Raw genomic sequence first — 23,126 nt, 5'->3', positions numbered from 1 at the left:
GACCACGCTGAGGATCAGCAGCGCGCCGGCGGTGACCACGAGGCCGGTGCCGTGGCGTGAGCCGGGGACCACCGCCGTTACCGGTGTCGCTTCAGAGCTACTTCAGGCGCGACGACGCCACGATCGACACGATGTGTGCCGGGACCAGAAGCCAGGTGATCGCCGTGACGGCGACCGTTGCGATCCGTGTGGCCGTCAGGTCGCCGAGGGACAGGTCGATGATCGCGGTGATGAGCAGCAGGATCGTGCACTCGATTCCGTTGACCAGGCGGTGCAGTTGGACAGCCGAGGCGATACGGCGGATCCGGGCCAGGCCGCTGGAGCGAGGAACGACGGACTGGTCGGTGGCCTTCTCCATGCCGCTGTCCGACCGGGCCACGTGCACGAGGTCGGAGGACGACTTGAGGAGAAGGACGCCGATGGCGGCCGCGAGGCCGGCCACCAGATAGAGGTCCAGGCCGAGTTCGGCGGCGCGCCAGCCCATGCCGACCATGACGGCGGCGTCGGCGAGGTAGGCGCCGAGGCGGTCCAGGTAGACGCCTAGCGGGCTGAACTGCTTGCGCCAGCGGGCGACTTCGCCGTCCACGCAGTCGAGCAGCAGATACAACTGCATGAAGACGACGGACAGTACGGCGCCGCCCAGGCCCGGCAGGATCAGGGCGACTCCGGAGAGGACGCCCGCGACGACCATGACGGCCGTGATCTGGTTCGGCGAGAGCCGGGTGCCGAGCATGTGGCGGGTCACGCGCAGGGAGATCGAGCGCATGTAGAGGCGGCCTGCCCAGTGTTCCGCGCGGCTGTCCAGTTTCCCCGGGGGGTGGATGACGTGACGGAGTTCTTCGAGCGTGGGCTTGGGCATGCAGGAATCTCCCTGCTTCTCTCTGCGAATAATGGAGTGGCGGTGTAGCACCTGGATATTACGGTGGCCTGTATGAACCACGTGATCCGCTCCATACGTTCCGAGGAATGGCCCGCCGTGAAGGAACTCCGGCTGGCCGCACTGAAGGACCCGGTTGCCCACCTGGCGTTCCTGGAGACGTACGAGGACGCCATCGCCAGAGCGGACGCGTACTGGCAGGAGCGGGCGGCGGGCGCGGCGGTCGGGACGACTGAGCGGCAGCAGTTCGTCGCCGTGGGGCCCGACGGGGTGTGGGCCGGAACCGCGATCGTGCTGGTCGAGGAGGCCGGGACGCAGGACCCCTTCGGGCAGCCGGTCGAGCAGCGCCAGGGGCATGTGGTGGGGGTGTTCGTACGGCCGGAGCACCGCGGGAGCGCGAACGGGATCACCGGGGCGCTCTTCGACGCCGCCCTTGAGTGGTCCTGGGCGATGGGCCTGGAGCGGGTCCGGCTCTTCGTGCACGAGAAGAACTCGCGCGCCGAGGCGTTCTACCGCCGGACCGGGTTCGCCGCGACCGGCGGCACCGCTCCCGTACCCGGCGACGAGAGCTCGCTGGAGCTGGAGTTCGCGATCCTGCCGTCGTAGGTCCGGGCCTCGTAGGTCCGGGCCTCGTCGGTCCGGGCCTCGTAAGTCCTGCCGTCGCAGTCCCTGCCGTCGTACCGGGGCGGTGCTACACCGGTAGCTCGTACTGCGGCCAGCGCGCCCGGCCCTGTTCCCGGGAGCGGAGCAGGGCCAGCGTCGGCAGGCCCCGGTCAGGGCCGGCGGACAGCAGCTCCGGCAGCTGGGGAAGCGGAGCCACCGCCGCCACGTCGTCCAGGACGAGCGTAAGTGGTGGGTCGAGGCGACCGGAGGATGACCGTTCGGCCATGCGCCGGCCACGCTCGACCACGCTTGAGGCGAGGGCCGTCAGGAGCGGCATCGCGCCGGGGTTCGCCTTGGGGTCCTCGATGGGTTCACCGACCACATAAAGCGTGCCCCCTTCGTTGACAAAGGAATCCAAGGCGAGGGTGTCAGTTCGATTCGATGTGCAGGATTCCCGGATGTTGACCGTGAACAGGGCGGACAGCGCGCGAGCCGTCAACTCCTGCGCTATGTCGCGCCGTTCGGGGTGCGAGGTGAGCGCCGCCTCCAGTTCGCCGGCAGCTCCGGACGCGGCCTTGGGGTTCGTACGGAGGGTTCGTACGGCGTCCTGGACCTGGGTGCCCTGTGCCCAGCGGTGGACGTGGCGGAACGCCCTGCCCTCCACCGCGGCGGCGTGGAGATAGCTCCGCAGGAGCGTTTCCGCGACGTCTGCCATCGCCTGGTCCACCTTGGCGCCGGGGCGCACCGGTGCGAGCAGCGCCGCCGCCCTTGCCACGGCCGTCGCCTTGTCCTCGCAGCCCGTGGCCGGGGACCAGTGGAGGCGGGCCGGGGTGTCGCACAGGTGCGTGGGGTCGTAGAGCAGGACGGGGCCCAGCTTGGCTCTCGCGTCCTTGGTCTCCGACCAGACCGTCGGGTTCGAGGTGACGACCAGGACGGGGCCCTCGGCGTCCCGTACGGCCTGGATGGCCACCGGGTGCCGGGTCTCGGCGGGGCCGAGGAGGACGGGGCCTCGGGGGGCGGGGACCTGTAGTTGGGGCTCGGGCTGAGGGACTGGGGCTGGGGATGGGGATGGGGCTGGTGCAGGCGCGGGCTGTTCGTGAGGGGTGGGGACTTCTTTCGCCCCCTCCGCCCCTTCCCGTCCCGTTGTCCTGGGGGCTGCGCCCCCTTTCCCCCCGCTGTCGGCCTGGACGGCCTCGTCCTCAAACGCCGGACGGGCTGAAAGGCCACGCCTTCTGACCGCTCGCCATCTCGCCACCGTGCCCATCGTGAACACCGTCAGGACGAACAGCACCATCAGCTGGCCGATGAACAGGCCCCAGAAGAGGCCGTAGCCGGACAGTTGGGTCTTGGGGGTGTCCGGCCAGGCGCCGGGGACGTCGTGCGGCTGGCCGATCAGGTGGTGCATGGCCAAGGGGGTGCGCGCGAAGGTGACGTGGTCGGGCCAGGTGCCCTGGGCGAACCAGCCCGCGAGGCCCGTGGCCGACCACACCATCAGGGTCATGCCGAGGAGGAAGGCGAGGAACCCGACCAACAGGCCGTCGGGGATGCCCCCTTCGCCCTCGCGGCGGGCCTCGCGGCGCTGATCATGGCGGCGGTCGCGCCCGCGCTCGTCCGGTCTCATCTCAGGTCCCCGCTCTCCGCTCTCACGCCACCGTGGACTCGGACGAGTCGTCGAGATCGCTGAGATGCTGCTCCATGAAGGCCGCCGCGCGCTCCTCCGCCTCCAGCTCGGCTGCGTGCAGGGCGTCGTCGGAGAGGTGGTCGACGGAGGACTCGGTCATGGCGCGGTCGGTGAAGACGAGGGGGCGTTCGGTCTCCGTGATCAGGTGCTTGACCACCTGGACATTGCCGTTGACGTCCCAGACCGCGATGCCGGGGGTCAGGGTCGGGATGATCTCCACCGCCCACCGGGGCAGGCCGATCACCCGTCCCGTCGCCCTCGCCTCGTCCGCCTTCTGGGCGTAGATCGTCCGGGTCGAGGCCATCTTCAGGATGGCGGCCGCCTCCTTGGCCGCCGCACCGTCCACCACGTCCGACAGGTGGTGGACGACCGCCACGAACGACAGACCGAGCCGTCGGCCGAACTTCAGCAGACGCTGGAAGAGTTGGGCGACGAAGGGGCTGTTGATGATGTGCCACGCCTCCTCGACCAGGAAGATGCGCTTCTTGCGGTCGGGGCGGATCCAGGTGTGCTCCAGCCACACGCCGACGATCGCCATCAGGATGGGCATGGCGATGGAGTTGCGGTCGATGTGGGAGAGGTCGAAGACGATAAGGGGCGCGTCCAGGTCGATGCCGACCGTCGTGGGGCCGTCGAACATGCCCCTCAGGTCGCCGTCGACCAGTCGGTCCAGAACCAGGGCGACGTCGAGTCCCCAGGCCCGTACGTCGTCTATGGCGACGTTCATCGCCTCGGCCGACTCCGGTTCCGGGTGGCGCAGTTGCTCCACGATGTCGGTCAGGACGGGCTGGCGGTCGAGGATCGTCTCGTTCACGTACGCGTGCGCGACCTTGAGCGCGAAGCCGGAGCGCTCGTCGAGGCCGTGGCCCATCGCGACCTCGATGATGGTCCGGAGCAGCGCCAGCTGTCCGGTCGTCGTGATCGCCGGGTCCAGGGGGTTGAGGCGGATCCCCATGTCCAGGGCCGCCGTCGGGTCCAGCCGGATGGGGGTTATCCCCAGCTCTTCCGCGATGAGGTTCCATTCGCCGACGCCGTCCTCGCCCTGTGCGTCGAGGACGACGACCTGACGGTCGCGGAACCTCAACTGCCTTAGGACGTACGTCTTCTCCAGCGCCGACTTGCCGTTGCCGGACTCGCCGAGGACCAGCCAGTGCGGGGCCGGGAGCTGCTGGCCGTACAGCTGGAAGGGGTCGTAGATGTAGCCCTTCCCGGAGTACACCTCGCGTCCGATGATGACGCCGGAGTCGCCGAGGCCGGGTGCGGCGGTCGGCAGGTAGACCGCCTGGGCCTGGCCCGTCGACGTACGCACCGGAAGCCGGGTGGTCTCGATCTTGCCGAAGAGGAAGGACGTGAAGGCGTCGGTGGCGGCGGTCAGCGGATCCCGCATCAGATCATCAGCCCCATCAGAACATCGGCCCCATCAAGAACATCGGCCCCATCAGAAAGTCGGCCCCTACCTGCGGATTCCGGTCGCGAACGGCAGTGTGTTCACGAAGGCGCGGTGGTGCTCGCGGTCGCACCACTCCAGCTTCAGATACGACTTGCCGGCGGAGGCACGGATCGTACGCTTGTCGCGGGCCAGGGCCTCCGGGGAGCGTGAGGAGACGGTGATGTAGCCGACCAGGTTGACGCCGGCGGCGCCGCTCGCGAGGTCCTCACCGCGCTGGTCCAGGCGGTTGTGCGAGGCGATGTCGCGCGGGTCGACGGTGCGGTTCATCTTGGCGGCGCGGGACGCTTCCGCGTCGTCGTTCGTCTTCTCGGTCAGCATGCGCTCGATGGCGATCTCGGTGGGTTCGAGGTCCATCGTGACGGCGACCGTGCGGATGACGTCCGGGGTGTGAACCAGCAGCGGGGCAAGGAAGTTGACGCCGACCGGGGTCATCGGCCACTCCTTCACCCAGGCCGTGGAGTGGCACCAGGGCGCGCGCGTGGAGGACTCGCGGGTCTTCGCCTGGAGGTACGTCGGCTCCATCGCGTCGAGCTCGGCCGGCCAGGCGTTCCGCTTCGTCATCGCCTGGATGTGGTCGATGGGGTGGTCCGGGTCGTACATGGAGTGCACGAGGGACGCCAACCGCCCCTGGCCCAGCGGCTGTCGTACGCGGATGTCGGCTTCCTGCAGCCGCGAGCAGATGTCGGTCAGCTCGCGCGCCATGACGACGGCGAGTCCCGCGTCCCGGTCGATCTTCCGGCCGCCCTGCGGTCGCGCCGCACGGGCCATCGCCTGTGCCTCGGCGGCCAGTTCGCGCGAGTAGTGCATGCAGGCGACGAGGTAGGCGCGGTGCTGCTCGCTGCTGGTCGACACCATGGACTGGAGCTGGTCGTACGACTTCTGCAGCCAGCCGGGGGACCGGTCGTCCCCGCGTACGGAGACGTCCTTGGCGTGGGCGTCCGGGTCGGCGGGGAGGGTGCGGGCGAGCATCTGGATGCGGGTGACGAAGCCGTCGCCGTTCGCGACGTGCTTCAGCAGTGTGCCGAAGCGGTCGACGAGGGCCTCCTGGTCCTCGCTGTCGCGCAGGCCGACGCCCGGGCCCTCGATCTCGAGCGCGGCCGTGACCGTGCGCCGGTCGGCGTGCAGGAGTACGGCGATCTCGTCGGGCCCGAAGGGTGCGGCGAGCCAGCTGATCCGGCCGATGCCGGGCGGCGGACCGATCTCGACCTCGCGGCCGTCGACGCGGGTGCCCGCCTCCATGACGTTGCTGCGGTACGCCGTGCCCTTGCGCAGGCTGCGCTTGTAACTGCGGTTGATCTCGAACCACTTGTAGAACGTCCGCCGCTTGTACGGGACGTACACCGCGGCGAGGGCGACCAGCGGGAAGCCCATCAGCAGCACGATGCGGAACAAGAGGACGGGGACGAGGAGCCCGCACATCATGCCGAGGAACGCGCCCACGATGATCAGCGCGATCTCGCCGGACTCGCGGTTCCTGCCGACGATCGCGTTCGGCCGGGCGCGGCCGATCAGATATGTACGGCGGGGCGTGACCGGATGGGACACGTGGGACTCGGTCGTCAACGCCCTTCACCTCCCGTGCGGTTGCTTCTGTTGGTACCGGTACTGCCGTTGCGGCTGTTGCTCGCGTGCGGTGTGTTCGCCGGGCTGCTGCGCGGCGGGGGTGCGGCGGAGGGGACAGATCCGCCGCCACCCGTGGGCGTACGTGTGCTGTGAGCGGCCACGCCGCCGGACGCGGGGTTGGTGGGCCGCTGGTTGCCGCCACCGCCTCCCCCGCCGCCGTTGTTGTCCGCGCGGGAGCTGTGGGTCTTGATGCCCTGCGCGACCAGGGTCGCCGGGGAGCTGATCACGGCCGCGGCCTTGCCCTCGGCGCCCTGCATGATGCGGTTGTTGCGGGAGCCCGCGATCTCGTCGCCGAAGCCCGGGACGAAGCGGTAGATCATCGCGCTCGCGAAGATGGCGAGCAGGATGATGGCGAGGCCGGAGACCACGGCGGAGAAGGCGTCGGGTCCGTCGTCCGCGGACAGGGCGCCGGCCAGGCCCAGCACGATGACGATGACCGGTTTCACCAGGATCACCGCGATCATGATGCCCGCCCAGCGGCGGACGTGGCCCCACAGGTTCTTGTCGACGAGCCCCGCGTACACGACCGTGCCGAGGAGCGCGCCGACGTACAGCAGCGCGGCTCTGATCACCAGCTCCAGCCAGAGCACGCCTGCGGCGAGGATCGACACCAGCGACACCACGATCAGCATGATCGGGCCGCCGCCGATGTCCGTGTTCTTCTTCAGCGCTTCGGAGAACGTGCCGAAGAAGGTGTCCGTCTGGTTGCCGGTCGTCTTCGCGAGGACTTCGGTGACGCCGTCGGTCGCGGACACGACCGTGTACAGGATCAGCGGGGTGAACGCCGAGGCCAGGACGGTGAGCCAGAGGAAGCCGATCGCCTCCGACAGCGCGATGGTGAGGGGGACGCCTCGCACCGCCCTCTTGGCCACGGCCAGCAGCCACAGCAGCAGGGTCAGGATCGTCGACGCGGCGAAGACCACGGCGTACTGCTGGAGGAACTTCTGGTTCGTGAAGTCCACGTTCGCCGTGTCCTTCACGGCTTCGCTGAGCTTGTCGACCGTCCAGGAGGCCGCCTCCGCGCAGCCCTTTGCCAGGGAGGAGAGGGGGTCGAGGGTGCTGGTGGGGTCGTTGTTGCCGGTTACGCCGGAGCCGGATTTGTTGTTGCCGCGTTCGCAGTAGTCCTTGGCGGGCCCCCGGATGAGGTCGCAAGGGTCATTGCTCTTGGAGGGCGACGGTGAAGGAGTCGGGGCGGCGAAGGCACGCGTGGCCATCAGTACCGCGGTGGTCTGGAGGGCCGTGACGGCAGCGGCAACCTTGAGTACGCGTCGTTTAGCGGGCATACGTGAACCCTCCGTACTCTTCGACAGCCTTGGTCATGTCGTCAGCAGTGGAGGCCTTCTGGTCGCGTCCGACCGGAACCGGCCCATCCTTTTGCGTGAAGTCGGCGACCTTCCAGTCACCATTGATCCACTTCAGCTGGTACGTCGTCGTGAACCAGCTCTCGGAGACAGGGTTGGTGGAACCCTCTCCGGACAGACCGAAGAGCGATGTGTACCAGAGCTCGACCGTGCTGTTGGTGGCGCTGAACGATGTGACCTTGGTACCCACCGGGATGATCCGCGAGACGAAAGTCTGGCCGTTGGGCGCGGACCCGTCCTTGTTCAGACCGATGTTGGTCAGGAACCCCTCGCTGGAGTAGGCCTTGTCGAGGTCCGACTGTCGAGCGGCGGCGACCTCGGGTGCGTACACCGCATTGACGAGCGCGTGCCGCTGGTCCGTGGCGAACATGCCTGTGGAACCCAGGGCCACGCCATAGTTCGCCGCCGCGCTCCCCGCCCCCTGCTCGCTGTGGGCGAAGCCCGACGGGATTCCGGCGACCTTTGAATCCACCGGGCGCTCGCCGGAAGGTGCTGTGGCCGAGGTCTTGGTCTTGTTGGTGCTGTCGCTGCCCGAAGAGGAGTCGTCGTCGCCGCCGCGGTTCGCGAAGGCGATGGCCGCAATCAGCAGGACGACCACACCGACCACGGTGACCAGGCTGCGGGAGGAGGACCGGCCGCGCCGGGCGCCACCGTAGGGGTCGCCGCCGCGGTCGGGGAGGCGGGTCCGGGTCTGGCCGGAGCCGCCGTAGCCCCCTTCGTCGTCGCGCGAGGTGTCGCCGTATCCGGGCTCGTCGCCGAGACTCATGCCGCGTACGCCCCCTCGACCTCTTGGTGAACCGCGTAGTACGACGGTAGCCGTGCTGGCCGCCGCGCGGGCGCGGTGTGGTGACTCGACATCAGGGAAACGCAACCTCAGCCGGTGGGCACGACGGACGGGTGGGTTGAAGGGGAGCAGGGGGATCCGGGTGCTGCCGGCGGCCGGGCTACACGGCCATGCCGTACACGATGGTGAAGAGCGTGCCGAGGGAGCCGATGATGAAGACTCCGGTCAGGCCCGCGATGATGAGGCCCTTGCCCTGCTCGGCGCTGAAGGTGTCGCGCAGGGCCGTGGCGCCGATGCGCTGCTTGGCCGCGCCCCAGATCGCGATGCCGAGGCAGAGCAGGATGGCGACCGCCATCACGACCTCGATCATCACGCGCGCCTCGTTGCCCAGGCTGCCGAAGGGGCCCCAGTCCGGGGCGATCCCGCCGATGATCGTGGTGATGTCGCCCTTTTCGGCTGCAAGAAGCATGTAAGTCACCGCCCCTAGTGGGTAGTTCTGCCCCCTCTGCCCACGGTGCGCAGAGGTCGGGCCCATTCTCGCCGACAATGACGCTGCCGTATGTCGACTTGGCGTCATTGGTTGGCGGGTTTCGTACGAATACCTGGTCGCCGGTCCACACGGAACCCTCACGGGAGTGCGGATCGGTTTACGAAGAGTCGTATGGTCACTCTGTGTATCACGGCAGGTCACGCCGGGCAATGAGGTCGAACCGGAACCTGTGGTGTGGTTCCGTCGTTAACCCCTTCTACGGCCACGACCCGGCCGTATCCCTGTTTCTGACGGGTGGTCGGGCGGGTGGTCGAGTCGGCGGTCGAGCCGGTGTTCTCCGGGTGAAGGCTATCCCGGACACGGCGAACGGGCCGCGGCTGGTCGCCGCGGCCCGCATCTTCCCGGAGGTTGGCTCGGATCAGCCGGTGAAGGCGTCGAGGCCCTCGGGCGTGCCCCAGCCGGTCGGGCCGTCGTAGCCCGACTTCGCGGTGCAGAAGTAGCTGGTGGTGCAGGTGCCGTTGCTGCCGCTGGTCACGTCGTTGAGGGCGGAGGTGCCGGCCGCGTTGTACGGGTACTGGGCCGGGTAGTCGCTGGTGCCCGGGGTGCCCGCGAGGGCGTAGACGCCGGCGATGATCGGGGCGGAGGCGCTGGTGCCGCCGTAGGTGTTCCAGCTGGTGCCGTCGGCGCCGTAGGTGTCGTAGACCGAGACGCCGGTGGCGGGGTCGGCGACGGCGGAGACGTCGGACTCCATGCGCTTGGTGCAGCCGGTGTCGGTCTGCCAGGTCGGCTTGGTGTCGTACGCGGAGCAGCCGGAGCCGGTGCCCTCGGTGCTGCTGGTGTTCCAGACCTTCTCGGTCCAGCCGCGGGAGTTGGAGCTGGTGGAGAGGGCGGTGCCGCCGACGGCGGTGACGTAGCGGGAGGCGGCCGGGTACTCGGCGCCGTAGCCCTCGTCGCCCGCGCTGACCGTGATGGCGACGCCGGCGTGCTTGAAGTAGGAGGAGTCGTACGACGTGTCGGAGGAGGACTCCGAGCCGCCGTAGCTGTTGGAGACGAACTTCGCGCCGAGCGAAACGGCCTCGTTCACGGCCGTGCCGAGGTTGGCCATGGAGGACGACTTGGCCTCGACGAGCAGGATCTTGCAGTTCGGGCAGATGGCGCTGGCCATGTCGACGTCGAGCGAGATCTCACCGGCCCAGCCGCTGTCGGCGGTGGGGAGGGAGGTCGTCGAGCCGGTCTGGCTGACCTTCTTGAAGCAGCCGCTGGCGGTGGTGCACGCCGGGAGGCCGTAGTACGAGCGGTAGGCCGTGAGGTCGGCCGCGGCGTTCGGGTCGTCGTACGCGTCGACGATCGCGATGGTCTCGCCGGAACCGTTGGAGGACGCGGCGTCCGTCAGGCCGTAGGCGTCCTGGAGGTCACTCGGGCCGTAGCCGGTGGGGGTGACGGAGGCCGCCTTCGGTGAGACGGCCTTCGCCGTGACGCCCTTCTTCTTCGCCTGCTCCTTCTGGAAGGCGGTGACGCCACCCGTGACGCGCAGCGCGTTGCAGGTCAGGTCGCCCTTCTTCTTGGGCGTGGCGCAGCCTTCCGGGGCCCAAGTGACCTTGGAGGAGGCGGCCTTGGCCGCGGCGGACGGCGTGACGGCCGGTGCGGCACTGGCGTCGACAGCCGTGCCGAGTCCGGCGACCAGCAGGGCGGCGGTGGCGGCGGCCGCGGAGCCTATTCGACGCCAACCGGCGCGTATGGGACGTCTGTTGGCGGGGGCGCTGTGGGGGGTTTCGGTACGCAACGTACAGCTCCTGAGAGTTGTGGACAGGGGCAGTGCGGGTGCCACCCGCCGGGCGCTGTGTGGACCCGGCGGGCCGGGTCTGTGACCCGCGTAGACCTTGACCTTGTTGAGTACGTGACAACAAGAGTGATCCGGAATCCTGACCCCCGGCTTACTGAACGCAGGATTCCGCGTTACCGATCAATGGCAGCTCGATGGCTGGAAGCTGACGTTGCCTTGACCCAACTCACAGGAACTGTTGGGGGGTTTACGAGGGCCGGGTCACCGCCTGCGCGAGTACGGCAGCAGTCTCTGCGATCAGCGGATTGTCCGGGGCGGCGGTCGCTTCCGGCTTGGTGGTGAGGACGGCCAGCACGATCGGGGTACCGTCCGGCGTCCAGGCGATGCCCACGTTGTTGTTGGAGCCATAGGCGCCGGCACCCGTCTTGTCGGCGATCGTCCAGTCCTTCGGCAGGCCCTTGCGGAAGCGTTCGCCGCTGGTCGTGTTGGCCAGCAGCCAGCCGGTCAGGCGTTCACGGTCCGGTCCGTTCAACGCGCTGCCGAGGACCAGACGGCCGTACGTGCGGCCGATCGCGGCCGGGGTCGTGGTGTCCTCCGCCCGCCACGGCTCGCACGTGTTGACGTCCGGCTCCCAGCGGTCGAGCCGCGTCGTGCCGTCGCCGGTAGAGCGGCAGAAGCGGGTCACCGCCGCGGGGCCGCCGAGCTCGCGCAGCAGCAGGTTCCCCGCCGCGTTGTCGCTCTGGCAGATCGCCGCCGCGCAGAGTTCCGCGATGGTCATGCCCTCGGCCAGGTGCTTGCCCGTCTCCGGGGAGCCCTGCGCCCGGTCCAGGTCCGCCTGCGTGTAGAAGATCCGCTTGGCGAGCGTCTCGCCGTCCCGGTCGAGATCCCTGAGGACGGCCGCCGCGGCCAGTGTCTTGAACACCGACATCATGGGGAAACGTTCCGCCGCGCGGTGCCTCACGGTGACCTTCGTCCCGAGGTCGTACGCGAACACGCCCAGCCTGGCGCCGTGTTGCTCCTCGAGCTCGCGCAGCAGGGCGTTCACGCCCCCGCTACGGGTGCCTGCGTGCGCTTGACCTGCGGTGAGCGCGAGAGTGGTGGCGGCGCCTCCTGCGAGGAGGGTGCGGCGGGTCAGCTTGGTCTTTTCGGTGCCTGAGATCGTCCGTCTCCTTCTGTCGTCCCTGCCTTTTGGGCAGGGACGATCTCGGTGGGGGCGCTGGTTTCACCCGACGGTCACCTCTCCTGGTCCGTCAGCCCCTCGACGAAGTGGTCGAACTCGCCTGCCTGTACGCCGAGTACGAAGGCGTCCCACTTCCGGCGGTTCGTGGTCACCACGTTGTCCGGGTCGCTGGTCTCGCGGATGTAGACCGGGGCGTCGCCGTCCTCGCCTTCGCCGAAGGCCAGCTCGATCCAGGGGCCGGGGCCGGTCGCGTCGTCGGGGGCGGCGCGGACCCAGTCGAGGTTCGGGGGGATTTCAGCCACGGGGGCTTTCCTTCTTGAGGGTGCGGAGGAGGGTGCGGAAGGCGGCGGGGGCCGCCTTCAGTATTGCTTCGCCGGGGTCGGCGGTTTCGGTGAGTTGGATGGCACCGGGGGCGGCGGCGACGTGCACGCAGGAGTTTCCTTCTGGGCAGTACGACGACTTCTGCCAATCGAGTGTGGGCATCTCGGGCTCCTTCACCGGTCCTTGAGGATGTTGTGGATGAACGCCTGCGACTCATCAGGGGCGAGGGCTGCAGACTCCATGCGGTCGAGCAGTACGCGGTACTTGTCCAGCTGGGCTTCGGCGTCGAGGAACACCGGGCCGTGCGACTGGTCGAGGTTCACGGTGTCGAGGAGCGGTACGGGCCCCTCGGCGTAGTAGATCGACTGGCCGGAGCCGGGGAAGACGTTCGAGTCGAACGGGATGACATGGATGGCGATGTGGTCCCGCTCGTTCATGTCCAGCAAGTACTTGAGCTGCTCTCGGGTCACATCCGGCCCGGCGAACTTCATGCGCAGGGCGGCCTCGTGAATGATCACTTGGTGCGGGGTCGGGGGGACCCGGAAGAGGATGGCCTGCCGCTTGACCCGGAACGTCACCCGGTGTTCCACATCCGGCGGCGGGAGTTCTGGTACGGCCTGACGAAAGATCTCGCGGGCGTACTCCGTGGTCTGGAAGAGACCTGGGATGTGCACGGTCACGGCGGTACGCAGCCGCGTGGCGTGATGTTCGAGTTCCGCAAGGTCCAGGAGGGCGGCGGGCAACAGCTCGCGGTACTCCTCCCACCACCCCCGCTTGCGACCAGGGGTCATGCCCGCGAGCGCCTCAACAAGAGCCTTGTCCGAGCAGTCGTAGTGGCAGGCGATGGTGCGCAGGCGGTCTGGACTTACGCCATGACGGCCGGCCTCGATGTTGCTGACCTGGTTCTGCTTGATGCCGAGTAGCTGTGCCGCCTGTGTGGACGTCAGGCCGGACCGCTCGCGCAGCTTGCGGAGTTCGGCCCCCAGCCGGAGTTGACGCCCCGTGGGGGTTCCTCTCATGGCCACCGTCGTTCTCCCTGTCACCCACACGTATGAACCCTGAAGCACTTCAGGTATCTGGGTCTAAGAACTTACAACTTAGCGCTAGCTTCTTCTCAGGCGCCATGTCACCCAGAAGCACCCCGCTCGACGGAGCGGCCTGGTCACTGGGCACCGCAGTGAGACCACTCAACTCCCCTCCGTGATCGGAGACTTCCGATGGCCACCGTATCCCCCACCTGGGCCTACACCCTTCAACTCCCGCACGATCCACGCGCACCGGGGATCGCCCGGGCAACCCTCCGTACCGTCCTCGCCGCGCACGGCTTGACCGGGCTCACCCCCACCGCCGAGCTGCTGGCCTCGGAACTCCTCACCAACGCCCATCTCCACACCACCGGCCCGTACGCCCTCCGCGTCCACGCCGAGGGCTCCGACCGCCTCCGTATCGCCGTATGGGACTCCGATCCGCTCCTCCCGCCCGGCTTCGGCGACCCCGGCGTACCCCCGCGGCCCGCGGACACCGAGGAGCACGGCCGCGGTCTGCACCTGGTGCGGGCCTGCGCCGACGCGTGGGGCGCGGCCGCCACCCAGGACGGCAAGCTGCTCTGGGCCGAGTGTCAGTGGGGTGGCCTACGGTGATGGGGTGTGATCGGAGCGTGATCCGGGCGGCTCATGGGTCGGCACAGTGAATTCTCAGCGTCCTCCAAGCCCGTCCGAGGTTTTTTCTCACCCTCGTGGGTCACAGTGCTGAGTGATGAAGCACCTCACGCGTCTCACTGGAACCCACCGGTACGCGGCCTTCGGCGCCGTCCTGCTGCTGGCGGCGACGTCGTCCTCGTTGGCGGCGGCGGATGACGGGCCGGGCCCCTTCGGCGTGACCGTGCAGGCCGCCGCGAACTCGGCGAGCGCCCGGGTAGGGGCCCTGTTCCGGGGGCATCTCGCGGACGGGCACTTCTGTACGGCCTCGGTCGTGCACAGCAAGGGGCGGGACCTGATCGTCACCGCCGCGCACTGCGTGGACGGAGGCGGAAAGCTCCGGTTCGCGCCCGGTTACCGGGACGGGAAGGCGCCGTACGGCGTGTGGGAGGTCGAGAGGACCTACCTCGGCGACGCGTGGACCGGGGCGCAGGACGAGGACAGTGACGTCGCCTTCGCCGTCGTTGCCGACGACGACGAGGGCGAGAGCGTCGAGGACGTCGTCGGGGGCAACGCCTTCGCCACCCACCGCACGACCGGGGCCACCGCCGTCACCGTCACCGGCTACCCCAACACCCTCGACACGCCCATCACCTGCACCAACAAGCCCACCGTGCACAGCTCCAGCCAGCAGCGCATCGAATGCCCCGACTTCACCGGCGGCACCAGCGGAAGCCCCTGGGTGAACGGCGACGGCGCGGTCGTCGGGATCCTCGGCGGGCACGAGCAGGGCGGGAGCACCGCCGACATCTCCTACAGCGTCGTCCTCGGGGACGAGGCCGCCGCGCTGTACAGTGCGGCGGCCGACAGGAGTTGAAGCCGGCGGCCGACAGGCGCTAGTTCGCCTGGTTGGCGACGAACGCGGCGATCCAGCCCAGCGGCAGGAGCAGCCACACATACGCGAGCGGGCGCTGCCAGACCGGCTTTCCCGGGTCGAGCACGACACCCGTCGGCGACGGGGTCGGCTGCGGCAGCTTCTTGATCTTCGAGTGGGCGTGCAGGTTCGCCAGCAGGGTGAACCAGACGTAGAAGATGATCGAGCCCACGCTCCACCAGCCGCCCGCCAGCGTCTTCGTCGTCATGTCACGGTGGACCGAGGTCGCGCACGAGCGGCACAGCGGGCCCTCCATCTTGGAGAACCGCATCGCGACCAGCAGCCCCGTGTGCTGACGAATCGTCACGTCACCGGCCGGCTGCGCCCCGCAGATACGGCAGGGGGGAGTCGTCGGGGCGGCGGCGCCCGGCTGGCCGTACGGATTCGGGTTGTGGACATAGCCGGCCTGCGGCGGGACCTGTCCCTGCGCGTACTGGGGCTGTCCCTGCGCGTACTGCGGCTGCCCGGGCTGCGGCTGTCCCTGTGCGTACGGGTTCTGCCCGTACGGCGGGTTCTGGCCGTACGCGGCCTGGTTTGGCGCGTAATCGCCTTGCGGGGCGTAGGGGTTGCCCTGAGACGCGTTCGGGTGCTGGGGCGGGGTCGCCACGTGCGGTTTCTCCTTGTGGATGATCGTCCCGGAGTGCCCGGGCCGCCTCTACACTGACGGTCGGCGGACTCCTGGTCGGCGAGGGGCGGTTGACGGTGCGTAGGGCATGGATCGTAGCGACCGCTGCCGCCGCGGCAGGGGTCGGCTTCGTGATGCTGCTCGTCGTCGGCGTCTACATGGTCGCGGGGAACCTCGCGGGCGGGGTCGGGCAGGGTGCCGTCGCGCTCGCCAAGGGCGCCGTACCGGCCGCGTACCAGACGGTCGTGCAGAAGTGGGGCAACCTGTGCTCCGCCATCAATCCGGCGCTGCTGGCCGCCCAGCTGTATCAGGAGAGCGGGTTCAATCCGAACGCCAAGAGCCCGGCGAAGGCGGAGGGAATAGCGCAGTTCATTCCGGGGACCTGGGCCACGCACGGAATCGACGGCGACGGCGACGGGGACCGCGATGTCTGGGACCCCAATGACGCGATTCCGTCGGCCGCGTCGTACGACTGCAAGCTCGCCTCGTACGTGAAGGACGCGCCCGGCAACCAGACGGAGAACATGCTCGCCGCGTACAACGCGGGGGCGTACGCCGTCATCAAGTACGGGGGCGTACCGCCGTACCGGGAAACCCAGAACTACGTGAAGACGATCACGAGTCTGGAGAAGAGCTTCGCCGCGCCCGTGACCCGGGTGGACCCCTCGAAACAGGCGGCCGGAGCGATCTACTACGCGCAGAAGAAGCTCGGCACCCCCTACCTCTGGGGTGGCAACGGCACCTCCGACCAGGGCGGACGCTTCGACTGCTCCGGGCTGACAAAAGCCGCGTACGACGCCGTCGGGGTCGCCCTGCCGCGGGTCGCCAACGACCAGTACAACGCCGGGCCGCACCCCAAGCGGGAAGAGCTGCTTCCGGGGGATCTCGTGTTCTTCTCGGACGACCTCACCAATTCCCGGGCCATCCGGCATGTGGGGATTTATGTCGGCGGCGGATACATGATTGATGCGCCGAAACCGGGCGCCGTCATCCGCTTCGACTCCATCGACACCCCCGACTACTTCGGGGCGACCCGGGTCACCGAAGATGGCGCGAAAGCATTGCCCACCACGGTGTGAACCCACCGTGAACCCACCCCCTGAGCTGCGGCAATGTGTCTCTCTTCGATAACGTCTGCGTGATCATTCGGTGGAGTGTGGAACGTATTGAAGGAAGCCGTGCGTTCCTTTTCAGTAGACGTTCACGTAGGGGCGAGTCTTCGACGCGGATCTACGACCACGGGGGTGGGACGAGCGGCGCGCGAAAGGTGCGCCCGCGAGAACATGACGACGAAGGGGCCGCAGCACCATGGCTGGACTCGCCGAATCCGGTTCGAACCCCGACGTCGAGCTGCTCTACAACATCAATGGCCTGGCCAAGGACGCGCCGCGCTGGTTCGACCGTGTCATGGAGTTCGTCGGTGAGTACGGGCTGCTGCTCGCCATGGTGCTGCTCGTGCTGTGGTGCTGGTGGACCGTGCGGCGCCGGGGCGACGAGGGCGCGGCGGCTTCCGTGGCCGGGCTTGTGTGGGCGCCGCTCGCCGCCGGGATCGCTGTGCTCGTGAACGTGCCGATACGGGGGTTCGTGGAGCGGCCCCGGCCCTTTGTCGACCATCAGGGGCTCGACGTGCTCGTCAGCGGCAAGAGCGACTTCTCGTTCGTGAGCGATCACGCGACGCTCACCATGGCGATGGGGGTCGCGCTGTTCGTCGCGAACCGGAAGTTCGGGCTGGTGGGGATCGGGCTGGCGCTGCTTGAGGGGTTCTGCCGGGTGTACATGGGCGTGCACTATCCGACGGATGTCGTGGGTGGGTTCGCGCTCGGCACGGCGGTTGCTCTGCTGCTGTCGCCGCTCGCGATGCTTCTGCTGACGCCGGTGGCCAAAGCGGTGGAGCGGTCGCCTCGGGTGGGGTGGCTGGTTCGGGCGCGGGGTGCCGTGCCTGTGGGGCAGGAGGCGGCGATTCCCGGGGCTCGGGCGGGGGCGTCTGCCGAGGAGCGGGATCTCGCCGCGTAGGGCTGAGCCGGAGGGTTTTTCGCCCCCTCCGCCCCTACCCTTCCCGTTGACCTGGGGGCTGCGCCCCCTTTCCCCCGCTTCGGCCTGAACGGCCTCGTCCTCAAACGCCGGACGGGCTGAAATGCGCCCCCATCGGGTGGGTGGGGGATGGTGGGGTGTTCTCAAGCGCCGGACGGGCTGAAAGATCAAGCGGCGGACGGGCTGAACCCCCTACAGCGCCTGCGGGAACGTGAAGAAGCGGTTTGGGTCGTACTGGTTCTTCAGGGTTTTCAGGCGGGAGGCGGCGGGGCCGTAGTAGGCCTCGCGCCAGTTGGTGAGGGTGGGGTCGGTGTAGTTCTGGTAGGCGGCGCCGGAGGCGTAGGGCTCCATGGCGGTGTGGGCTGCGGTCAGCCAGGACTGGCCGGTCGTGCCGGAGGTGCCCGCCTGCCAGGAGACGATGTACTGGGCGAGCATCCGCGAGCGGCGGTGCACGAAGGCCGTCGCCGTGGGTGAGACCCGGTTGACCGCCCCGCCGAGCGCCGTCAGGGCGATGCTGCCCGCGCCGCCCCGTACCGTCGTCATCTGCTTCATCAGGGTCTGGATGCCGGCGGCCGACAGCGAGACGTCGAAGAAGTCCGAGCGGGCCGCGTACGTCTCGCGGCCCAGCGCACCCTGCGGGGAGCGGCCCGGTGTCGAACCCGGCAGGTGGCACTGGGCGTCCGTGGCGAAGGACGAACAGCCCGCGTACACCTCCATCGAGTCCTCGTACGAGCGGCGCTTGAGCGAGACGCTGCGCGCCGGGGCGCCGATCCTGTCCGCCAGGCGGTCCACCGCGTTCTGGAGTTCGCCGTACGTGCCGAGCGAGAACGCGGCTATGGAGATCGTGGGCGTCCCCCCGGCCGCGTTCGCGAGGTGGCACGAGGACCAGATCTCGTCCGGCTGGTTGGGGCCCCACTCCTGCCAGGCCTTGATCACGGCGGCGGCCTTCGCCCAGGGCCAGGTCATGTACGCCGAGACGGCCTGCGGCGCCGGGTGGGTCTTGAAGCGCAGCTCGGTGACGACACCGAAGTTGCCGTTGCCCGCGCCGCGCAGTGCCCAGAAGAGATCCTTGTTCTCCGTGGCGTTCGCGGTGAGCTGCTTGCCGTCGGCCGTGATCAGCGTCGCCTGCGTGAGGCTGTCGCAGGTCAGGCCGTACGCGCGGGAGACCACACCGTGGCCGCCGCCGAGGGTCAGACCCGAGACGCCGACGGTGGGGCAGGAGCCCGCGGGAATGGTCACGCCCTGCGCGGCGAGGGCGCGGTAGACGTCGATCAGCTTGGAACCGGCGCCGACGACCGCCGTGCCGCCGCTCGCCCGGATCTTGTTCAGCTTGGACACATCGAGAACGAGCCGGCCGTTCCCGGAGGACCATCCCGCGTACGAGTGGCCGCCGTTGCGGATCGACACCTTCACGTCGTGGGCGTGTGCGTACGCCAGCGTCGTGCGGATGTCGTCCGCGTGCGCGACGTACGCGACGGCCGTGGGCTTCAGGGAGTCGAAGCGGGTGTTGTACAGCTGGCGGGCCGCCGCCCAGGCGCGGTCGCCCGGCCGGATCAGGGCGCCGTCCAGGTCCCTGGCCAGGGCGCTCAGGTTCGCGGCGGCGGCACGGGTGCCGGTGCTCGCGCCGGTGGCGGACGTGTGGGTCGACGTACGGGTCGCTGTCGCGGTCGTCGTGCCGGTGGTCTCGCCGGCTCCCGCCGCCTTGCCGCCGGCGTCGTCGCCGTTGCACGCGGACGTGGCCGCCGTCGCGATCGCGGCCGCCGCGCCGCCGATGAACGTACGCCGTTGCATGTGCGCCCCGCCTCCTGTTGGTTCCCGTGGAACGAGACGAGTCTCCGGTCCCAGGGGTTCCAAGAGGACTTTCCCGGAACCTCCACGACACCGGGGGGTATCAGGCCCCGGGGCTCAGCCCGTCGTGTCCCTCCGCGTCCGCTCTCGCCAGGCTCCGCGCCCGGCGGGCCGGGCCGCGCCAGCCGCAGGTGCAGCGGGCCAGGCAGAAGCGCCCCTGCTCGATCGTCGTCGTCCGGTGTTCCGCGGAGGTGTCGACCTCGTCGTGCTGCGCCACACCGACAACGTTACCCAAGGCAAGTGAACGATTCGTGCCCGCGTGACGGTGGCCCCTACTCGTCGTTAACCGGACAACGGAAGGACCCGGTACGGACCGGCTGGGGGTCGGCAGGCGATGGTGGGGCAGCAGCACAGGCGGCGTACGGGCGCAGCGGTCCGCGCGGCCGCGGCGGGGCTCATGATCTGCGCCACCGGATGCGCGGGCGGCGGGGACGGCGGCGAGGACGCGCGCGCCGCAGCCGCTCCCGTCGACGCCCTGCACCGGGCCGCCGACACCCTGGTGCGGGCGGGCAGTTCCAAGGCCCGTACGTCGATGGAGATGGCCACCGGCGGTACCCGCGTCACCATTCGCGGCGCGGGTGTGTACGACTACACGAAGCAGCTGGGCCGGATGAAGGTGCTGCTGCCGCAGGACCCGGCGGGCACCAGCGAGCATCGGCCGATCACCGAACTCCTCGCCCCGGGCGCCCTGTTCATGAAGAACAGGGGAGCGGGTGTGCCCGCCGACAAGTGGGTGCGCGTCGACACGGCCGGCCTCTCCGACGGGAACCTGGTGACGGGCGGCGCCACCGACCCGTTCGCCGCCGCCGAGTTGCTGCGGGGGGCGCGGACGGCGACGTACATCGGGAAGACAGAGGTGGCCGGGACGCCGGTGCGGCACTACCGCGGCACCGCCGATCTGACCGTGGCCGCGCGGAGTGCGTCGAAGGGCAACCGGAACGCGCTGGGGGCGGCGGCGAAAGGGTTCGCCACCGCCCAAGTGCCGTTCGACGCCTACCTCGACGAGCAGGGGCGCATCCGCAAGGTCCGGCACCGCTTCAGCTTCGTCAACGGACAGCAGAAGGGCACCGTCGCGGTCGCCTCGACGACGCTGCTGTACGACTTCGGGGTCCGCGCGGACGTACGGCTGCCGCGGGCCCGGGACATCTACGCCGGGAAGATCGCGGAGTAGGGGCGGGACAGGGAGGGAGTACGGGAAGCGGTCGAGGGTAGCCGCGGTGGGGGAGGCGTAGGAGGAGTTGGGGGGCTGGAAATGGCCCTTCCGTGCCATGCGCGGTGCGTAGGCCGCTCCCTACTCTAGGAAGTCGGTGACGGCAGGAAGAGGTGATGCACGTGGCTCCGGTCGGCGGTACGGCAGTTCAGGACCACGTGGCCCTCGCCGAGATCGAGCTGTGCGGCGACCTGATCATCGCGGCCTCGGCCGCCCGTGAGGACCGGCTCAGCCTTGAGAGCATCGACGAGGTGCTGAAAGTGGCCGAAGAGCGCGCCCACGAGTCCCCGCCCGGGGACACCGGCACGCGGTAGGCCGAACCTCCACGCACCAGGCGTGGCCGGGCCCCCGCCACGCCCCGCCTCTCATGTACGCGCCTCTCGCATACGCGTCACTCACGTGCGCAGCAGTCGCCCGATGGCCTTCGTGGCCTCCTCGACCTTCGCGTCGATCTCGGTGCCGCCCTTGACCGCGGCGTCGGCGACGCAGTGGCGCAAATGCTCCTCCAGAAGCTGGAGCGCGAAGGACTGCAGGGCCTTCGTGGAGGCGGAGACCTGGGTGAGTATGTCGATGCAGTAGGTGTCCTCGTCGACCATGCGCTGCAGGCCGCGGATCTGGCCCTCGATCCGGCGCAGCCGCTTCAGGTGCTCGTCCTTCTGCTTGTGGTAGCCGTGGACTCCCCGGTCGTGGTCGGTCACGAGCTCCTGGGCCGGGCCCTCGGAGGGCGCCGTCGCGTCGGCCTCGGTGGTCGTCATGGCGTCCTCCTCGTATCGGGTACCGACAGATACCCCTGGTGGGTATATGGTATCGAACTTCGCAGGGTATATGGCTCTTGGTGACGGCCCTGGCCGGACCCCGTACCGCCCCCGTGTCGATCACTCTGCCTGATGGGCGACACTGGGGGACGGCCCATTAGCCGTGGCCGGATGATGCGCCTAGCATCAGCCTGACCGAAACCGATGCACCCCGAGGACCCCTTGTGCGCTTTCGTCTGACCCCCAGGGAGACGAGCTTCTACGACATGTTCTCCGCCTCCGCGGACAACATCGTCACGGGCTCGAAGCTCCTCATGGAACTGCTCGGGGCGGACACCGCCGGCCGGGCCGAGATCGCAGAGCGTATGCGGGCCGCGGAACACGCCGGTGACGACGCCACGCACGCGATCTTCCACCAGTTGAACTCCTCGTTCATCACGCCGTTCGACCGTGAGGACATCTACAACCTCGCGTCGTCCCTCGACGACATCATGGACTTCATGGAGGAGGCCGTCGACCTGGTCGTCCTCTACAACGTGGAGGAGCTGCCGAAGGGTGTCGAGCAGCAGATCGAGGTGCTCGCCCGCGCGGCCGAGCTGACCGCCGAGGCCATGCCGAACCTTCGCACCATGGACAACCTCACGGAGTACTGGATCGAGGTCAACCGCCTGGAGAACCAGGCCGACCAGATCCACCGCAAGCTGCTGGCCCACCTCTTCAACGGCAAGTACGAAGCCATCGAGGTACTCAAGCTCAAGCAGATCGTGGACGTGCTGGAAGAGGCGGCGGACGCGTTCGAGCACGTGGCGAACACGGTGGAGACCATCGCGGTCAAGGAGTCCTGACCCTTTCATGGACACCTTTGCGCTGGTCGTGACGATCGCCGTCGCGCTCGGCTTCACCTACACCAACGGCTTCCACGACTCGGCGAACGCGATCGCGACCTCGGTCTCTACGCGCGCGCTGACGCCGCGGGCCGCGCTCGCGATGGCAGCCGTGATGAACCTCGCCGGTGCGTTCCTGGGCAGCGGGGTCGCGCACACGGTCAGCAAGGGCCTGATCGAGACACCCGACGGCTCCAAGGGGATGGGGATCCTGTTCGCCGCCCTCATCGGCGCGATCGTCTGGAACCTCGTCACCTGGTACTTCGGTCTTCCCTCGTCCTCCTCGCACGCGCTGTTCGGCGGCATGGTGGGCGCGGCGCTCGCGGGCGGTACGGACGTCATCTGGTCCGGCGTCCTGGACAAGGTCGTCATCCCGATGTTCATCTCGCCGGTGGTCGGTCTGATCGCCGGTTATCTCGTGATGTGCGCGATCATGTGGCTGTTCCGGCGGTCCAACCCGCACAAGGCCAAGCGCGGTTTCCGTATCGCGCAGACGGTGTCGGCGGCCGGTATGGCGCTCGGGCACGGTCTTCAGGACGCCCAGAAGACGATGGGCATCGTGGTGATGGCCCTGGTCATCGGGGACGTCCAGGGTGCCGACGACCCGATCCCGGTGTGGGTGAAGATCGCCTGTGCGCTGATGCTGTCGCTCGGTACGTATGCGGGTGGCTGGCGGATCATGCGGACGCTCGGTCGCAAGATCATCGAGCTGGATCCGCCGCAGGGGTTCGCCGCGGAGACGACGGGGGCGTCGATCATGTTCGCCACGGCGTTCATCTTCAAGGCGCCGATCTCGACGACTCACGTCATCACGTCCGCGATCATGGGCGTCGGGGCGACGAAGCGTGTGAAGGCCGTGCGGTGGGGTGTCGCGAAGAACATCATCCTGGGCTGGTTCATCACGATGCCCGCGGCAGCGCTGGTGGCTGCCGCCAGCTTCTGGGTCGTGAACCTGGCGTTCCTGTAGGGGTGGGTGCTGGGGGTGGGCCCTACGGGGTTTTCGCCCCCTCCGCCCCTACCCGTCCCGTACTCGGGGGCTCTGCCCCCGA

Annotated in this window: 25 protein-coding genes; 9 read left to right on the top strand and 16 right to left on the bottom strand. The window is 69.0% G+C overall.

Annotated features, from left to right (window positions below):
* Positions 1-97: 97 nt before the first annotated feature.
* On the bottom strand, positions 98-859 hold the full coding sequence (locus ABZS97_RS35390; protein WP_356144637.1) for a CDP-alcohol phosphatidyltransferase family protein: 762 nt from the start codon (positions 857-859) through the stop codon (positions 98-100).
* 72 nt (positions 860-931) lie between these two features.
* Between ABZS97_RS35390 and ABZS97_RS35385 the strand changes: the two genes are divergently transcribed.
* Positions 932-1,483 carry a GNAT family N-acetyltransferase gene (locus ABZS97_RS35385; RefSeq protein ID WP_356144635.1) on the top strand — a complete coding sequence of 184 codons (552 nt, stop codon included), beginning with the start codon at positions 932-934 and terminating at the stop codon, positions 1,481-1,483.
* An 85-nt stretch (positions 1,484-1,568) separates the two neighbouring features.
* Here ABZS97_RS35385 and ABZS97_RS35380 read toward each other — a convergent pair whose 3' ends face one another.
* The 11 genes from ABZS97_RS35380 to ABZS97_RS35330 all read right to left on the bottom strand — a co-directional run bounded on the left by ABZS97_RS35380 (position 1,569) and on the right by ABZS97_RS35330 (position 13,172).
* Positions 1,569-3,101, bottom strand: a complete 1,533-nt coding sequence (locus ABZS97_RS35380; RefSeq protein ID WP_356144633.1) for a type IV secretory system conjugative DNA transfer family protein — start codon at positions 3,099-3,101, stop codon at positions 1,569-1,571.
* A 22-nt stretch (positions 3,102-3,123) separates the two neighbouring features.
* A complete protein-coding gene (locus ABZS97_RS35375) occupies positions 3,124-4,548 on the bottom strand; it encodes an ATP-binding protein (RefSeq protein ID WP_356144631.1) in 1,425 nt (474 codons plus the stop codon).
* Between the two features lie 66 nt (positions 4,549-4,614).
* A complete protein-coding gene (locus ABZS97_RS35370; RefSeq protein WP_356144629.1) occupies positions 4,615-6,174 on the bottom strand; it encodes an SCO6880 family protein in 1,560 nt (519 codons plus the stop codon).
* The gene (locus tag ABZS97_RS35365) at positions 6,171-7,517 is read right to left on the bottom strand and encodes a hypothetical protein (protein WP_356144627.1); all 1,347 of its coding nucleotides are present in this window, start codon (positions 7,515-7,517) and stop codon (positions 6,171-6,173) included. Before ABZS97_RS35365 ends, ABZS97_RS35370 begins: the two co-directional genes overlap by 4 nt.
* Positions 7,507-8,361 (bottom strand): hypothetical protein, encoded by an 855-nt coding sequence (locus ABZS97_RS35360; RefSeq protein ID WP_356144625.1) that lies wholly within the window; start codon positions 8,359-8,361, stop codon positions 7,507-7,509. The genes ABZS97_RS35365 and ABZS97_RS35360 overlap by 11 nt, the downstream gene beginning before the upstream one ends.
* 178 nt (positions 8,362-8,539) lie before the next feature.
* Positions 8,540-8,848, bottom strand: a complete 309-nt coding sequence (locus ABZS97_RS35355; RefSeq protein WP_018527881.1) for a hypothetical protein — start codon at positions 8,846-8,848, stop codon at positions 8,540-8,542.
* Positions 8,849-9,287: 439 nt separating this feature from the next.
* Positions 9,288-10,652, bottom strand: coding sequence for a S53 family peptidase (locus ABZS97_RS35350; RefSeq protein ID WP_356144622.1), 1,365 nt, complete (start codon positions 10,650-10,652; stop codon positions 9,288-9,290).
* Between the two features lie 247 nt (positions 10,653-10,899).
* Entirely contained in the window at positions 10,900-11,697 is a 798-nt protein-coding gene (bla, locus tag ABZS97_RS35345) for a class A beta-lactamase (RefSeq protein ID WP_356144621.1), read from the bottom strand.
* A gap of 188 nt (positions 11,698-11,885) precedes the next feature.
* Positions 11,886-12,134, bottom strand: coding sequence for a DUF397 domain-containing protein (locus ABZS97_RS35340; protein WP_356144620.1), 249 nt, complete (start codon positions 12,132-12,134; stop codon positions 11,886-11,888).
* On the bottom strand, positions 12,127-12,315 hold the full coding sequence (locus tag ABZS97_RS35335; protein ID WP_356144618.1) for a DUF397 domain-containing protein: 189 nt from the start codon (positions 12,313-12,315) through the stop codon (positions 12,127-12,129). The genes ABZS97_RS35340 and ABZS97_RS35335 overlap by 8 nt, the downstream gene beginning before the upstream one ends.
* An 11-nt stretch (positions 12,316-12,326) precedes the next feature.
* A complete protein-coding gene (locus ABZS97_RS35330) occupies positions 12,327-13,172 on the bottom strand; it encodes a helix-turn-helix transcriptional regulator (protein WP_356144616.1) in 846 nt (281 codons plus the stop codon).
* Positions 13,173-13,370: 198 nt separating this feature from the next.
* Here ABZS97_RS35330 and ABZS97_RS35325 point away from each other — a divergent pair, with 198 nt between their 5' ends.
* Positions 13,371-13,793: an ATP-binding protein gene (locus tag ABZS97_RS35325; protein ID WP_356144614.1), complete on the top strand. Its 423-nt coding sequence runs from the start codon at positions 13,371-13,373 to the stop codon at positions 13,791-13,793.
* A gap of 115 nt (positions 13,794-13,908) precedes the next feature.
* On the top strand, positions 13,909-14,667 hold the full coding sequence (locus ABZS97_RS35320; protein ID WP_356144612.1) for a trypsin-like peptidase domain-containing protein: 759 nt from the start codon (positions 13,909-13,911) through the stop codon (positions 14,665-14,667).
* Positions 14,668-14,686: 19 nt separating this feature from the next.
* Here the strand turns inward: ABZS97_RS35320 and ABZS97_RS35315 are convergent, their stop codons facing one another.
* Positions 14,687-15,331, bottom strand: coding sequence for a hypothetical protein (locus tag ABZS97_RS35315; RefSeq protein WP_356144610.1), 645 nt, complete (start codon positions 15,329-15,331; stop codon positions 14,687-14,689).
* An 89-nt stretch (positions 15,332-15,420) separates the two neighbouring features.
* On the opposite strand from ABZS97_RS35315, the gene ABZS97_RS35310 reads away from it, so the two are divergent.
* Both ABZS97_RS35310 and ABZS97_RS35305 read left to right on the top strand, forming a co-directional pair.
* Positions 15,421-16,428 carry a bifunctional lytic transglycosylase/C40 family peptidase gene (locus ABZS97_RS35310; RefSeq protein ID WP_356144608.1) on the top strand — a complete coding sequence of 336 codons (1,008 nt, stop codon included), beginning with the start codon at positions 15,421-15,423 and terminating at the stop codon, positions 16,426-16,428.
* A 229-nt stretch (positions 16,429-16,657) separates the two neighbouring features.
* A complete protein-coding gene (locus tag ABZS97_RS35305) occupies positions 16,658-17,362 on the top strand; it encodes a phosphatase PAP2 family protein (RefSeq protein WP_356144606.1) in 705 nt (234 codons plus the stop codon).
* A 210-nt stretch (positions 17,363-17,572) separates the two neighbouring features.
* On the opposite strand, the gene ABZS97_RS35300 is transcribed toward ABZS97_RS35305, so the two are convergent.
* Entirely contained in the window at positions 17,573-19,171 is a 1,599-nt protein-coding gene (locus ABZS97_RS35300) for an FAD-binding oxidoreductase (protein ID WP_356144604.1), read from the bottom strand.
* A 100-nt stretch (positions 19,172-19,271) separates the two neighbouring features.
* Positions 19,272-19,445 (bottom strand): hypothetical protein, encoded by a 174-nt coding sequence (locus tag ABZS97_RS35295; protein ID WP_356144602.1) that lies wholly within the window; start codon positions 19,443-19,445, stop codon positions 19,272-19,274.
* A gap of 117 nt (positions 19,446-19,562) precedes the next feature.
* Between ABZS97_RS35295 and ABZS97_RS35290 the strand changes: the two genes are divergently transcribed.
* Entirely contained in the window at positions 19,563-20,399 is an 837-nt protein-coding gene (locus ABZS97_RS35290; protein ID WP_356144600.1) for a hypothetical protein, read from the top strand.
* A 155-nt stretch (positions 20,400-20,554) separates the two neighbouring features.
* On the top strand, positions 20,555-20,752 hold the full coding sequence (locus tag ABZS97_RS35285) for a hypothetical protein (RefSeq protein WP_356144598.1): 198 nt from the start codon (positions 20,555-20,557) through the stop codon (positions 20,750-20,752).
* Between the two features lie 81 nt (positions 20,753-20,833).
* Here ABZS97_RS35285 and ABZS97_RS35280 read toward each other — a convergent pair whose 3' ends face one another.
* Entirely contained in the window at positions 20,834-21,193 is a 360-nt protein-coding gene (locus ABZS97_RS35280) for a metal-sensitive transcriptional regulator (RefSeq protein WP_356144596.1), read from the bottom strand.
* 224 nt (positions 21,194-21,417) lie between these two features.
* Here ABZS97_RS35280 and ABZS97_RS35275 point away from each other — a divergent pair, with 224 nt between their 5' ends.
* Positions 21,418-22,038 (top strand): DUF47 family protein, encoded by a 621-nt coding sequence (locus tag ABZS97_RS35275; RefSeq protein WP_356144594.1) that lies wholly within the window; start codon positions 21,418-21,420, stop codon positions 22,036-22,038.
* Between the two features lie 7 nt (positions 22,039-22,045).
* Positions 22,046-23,044 (top strand): inorganic phosphate transporter, encoded by a 999-nt coding sequence (locus tag ABZS97_RS35270; RefSeq protein ID WP_356144592.1) that lies wholly within the window; start codon positions 22,046-22,048, stop codon positions 23,042-23,044.
* The last annotated feature ends 82 nt before the right edge of the window (positions 23,045-23,126 follow it).

It is taken from the genome of Streptomyces sp. NPDC005485, assembly GCF_040606085.1.
Lineage (GTDB): Bacteria > Actinomycetota > Actinomycetes > Streptomycetales > Streptomycetaceae > Streptomyces.
The sequence above is the reverse complement of the archived record's forward strand: the minus strand, read 5'-3'. Positions and strand labels throughout refer to the sequence as shown.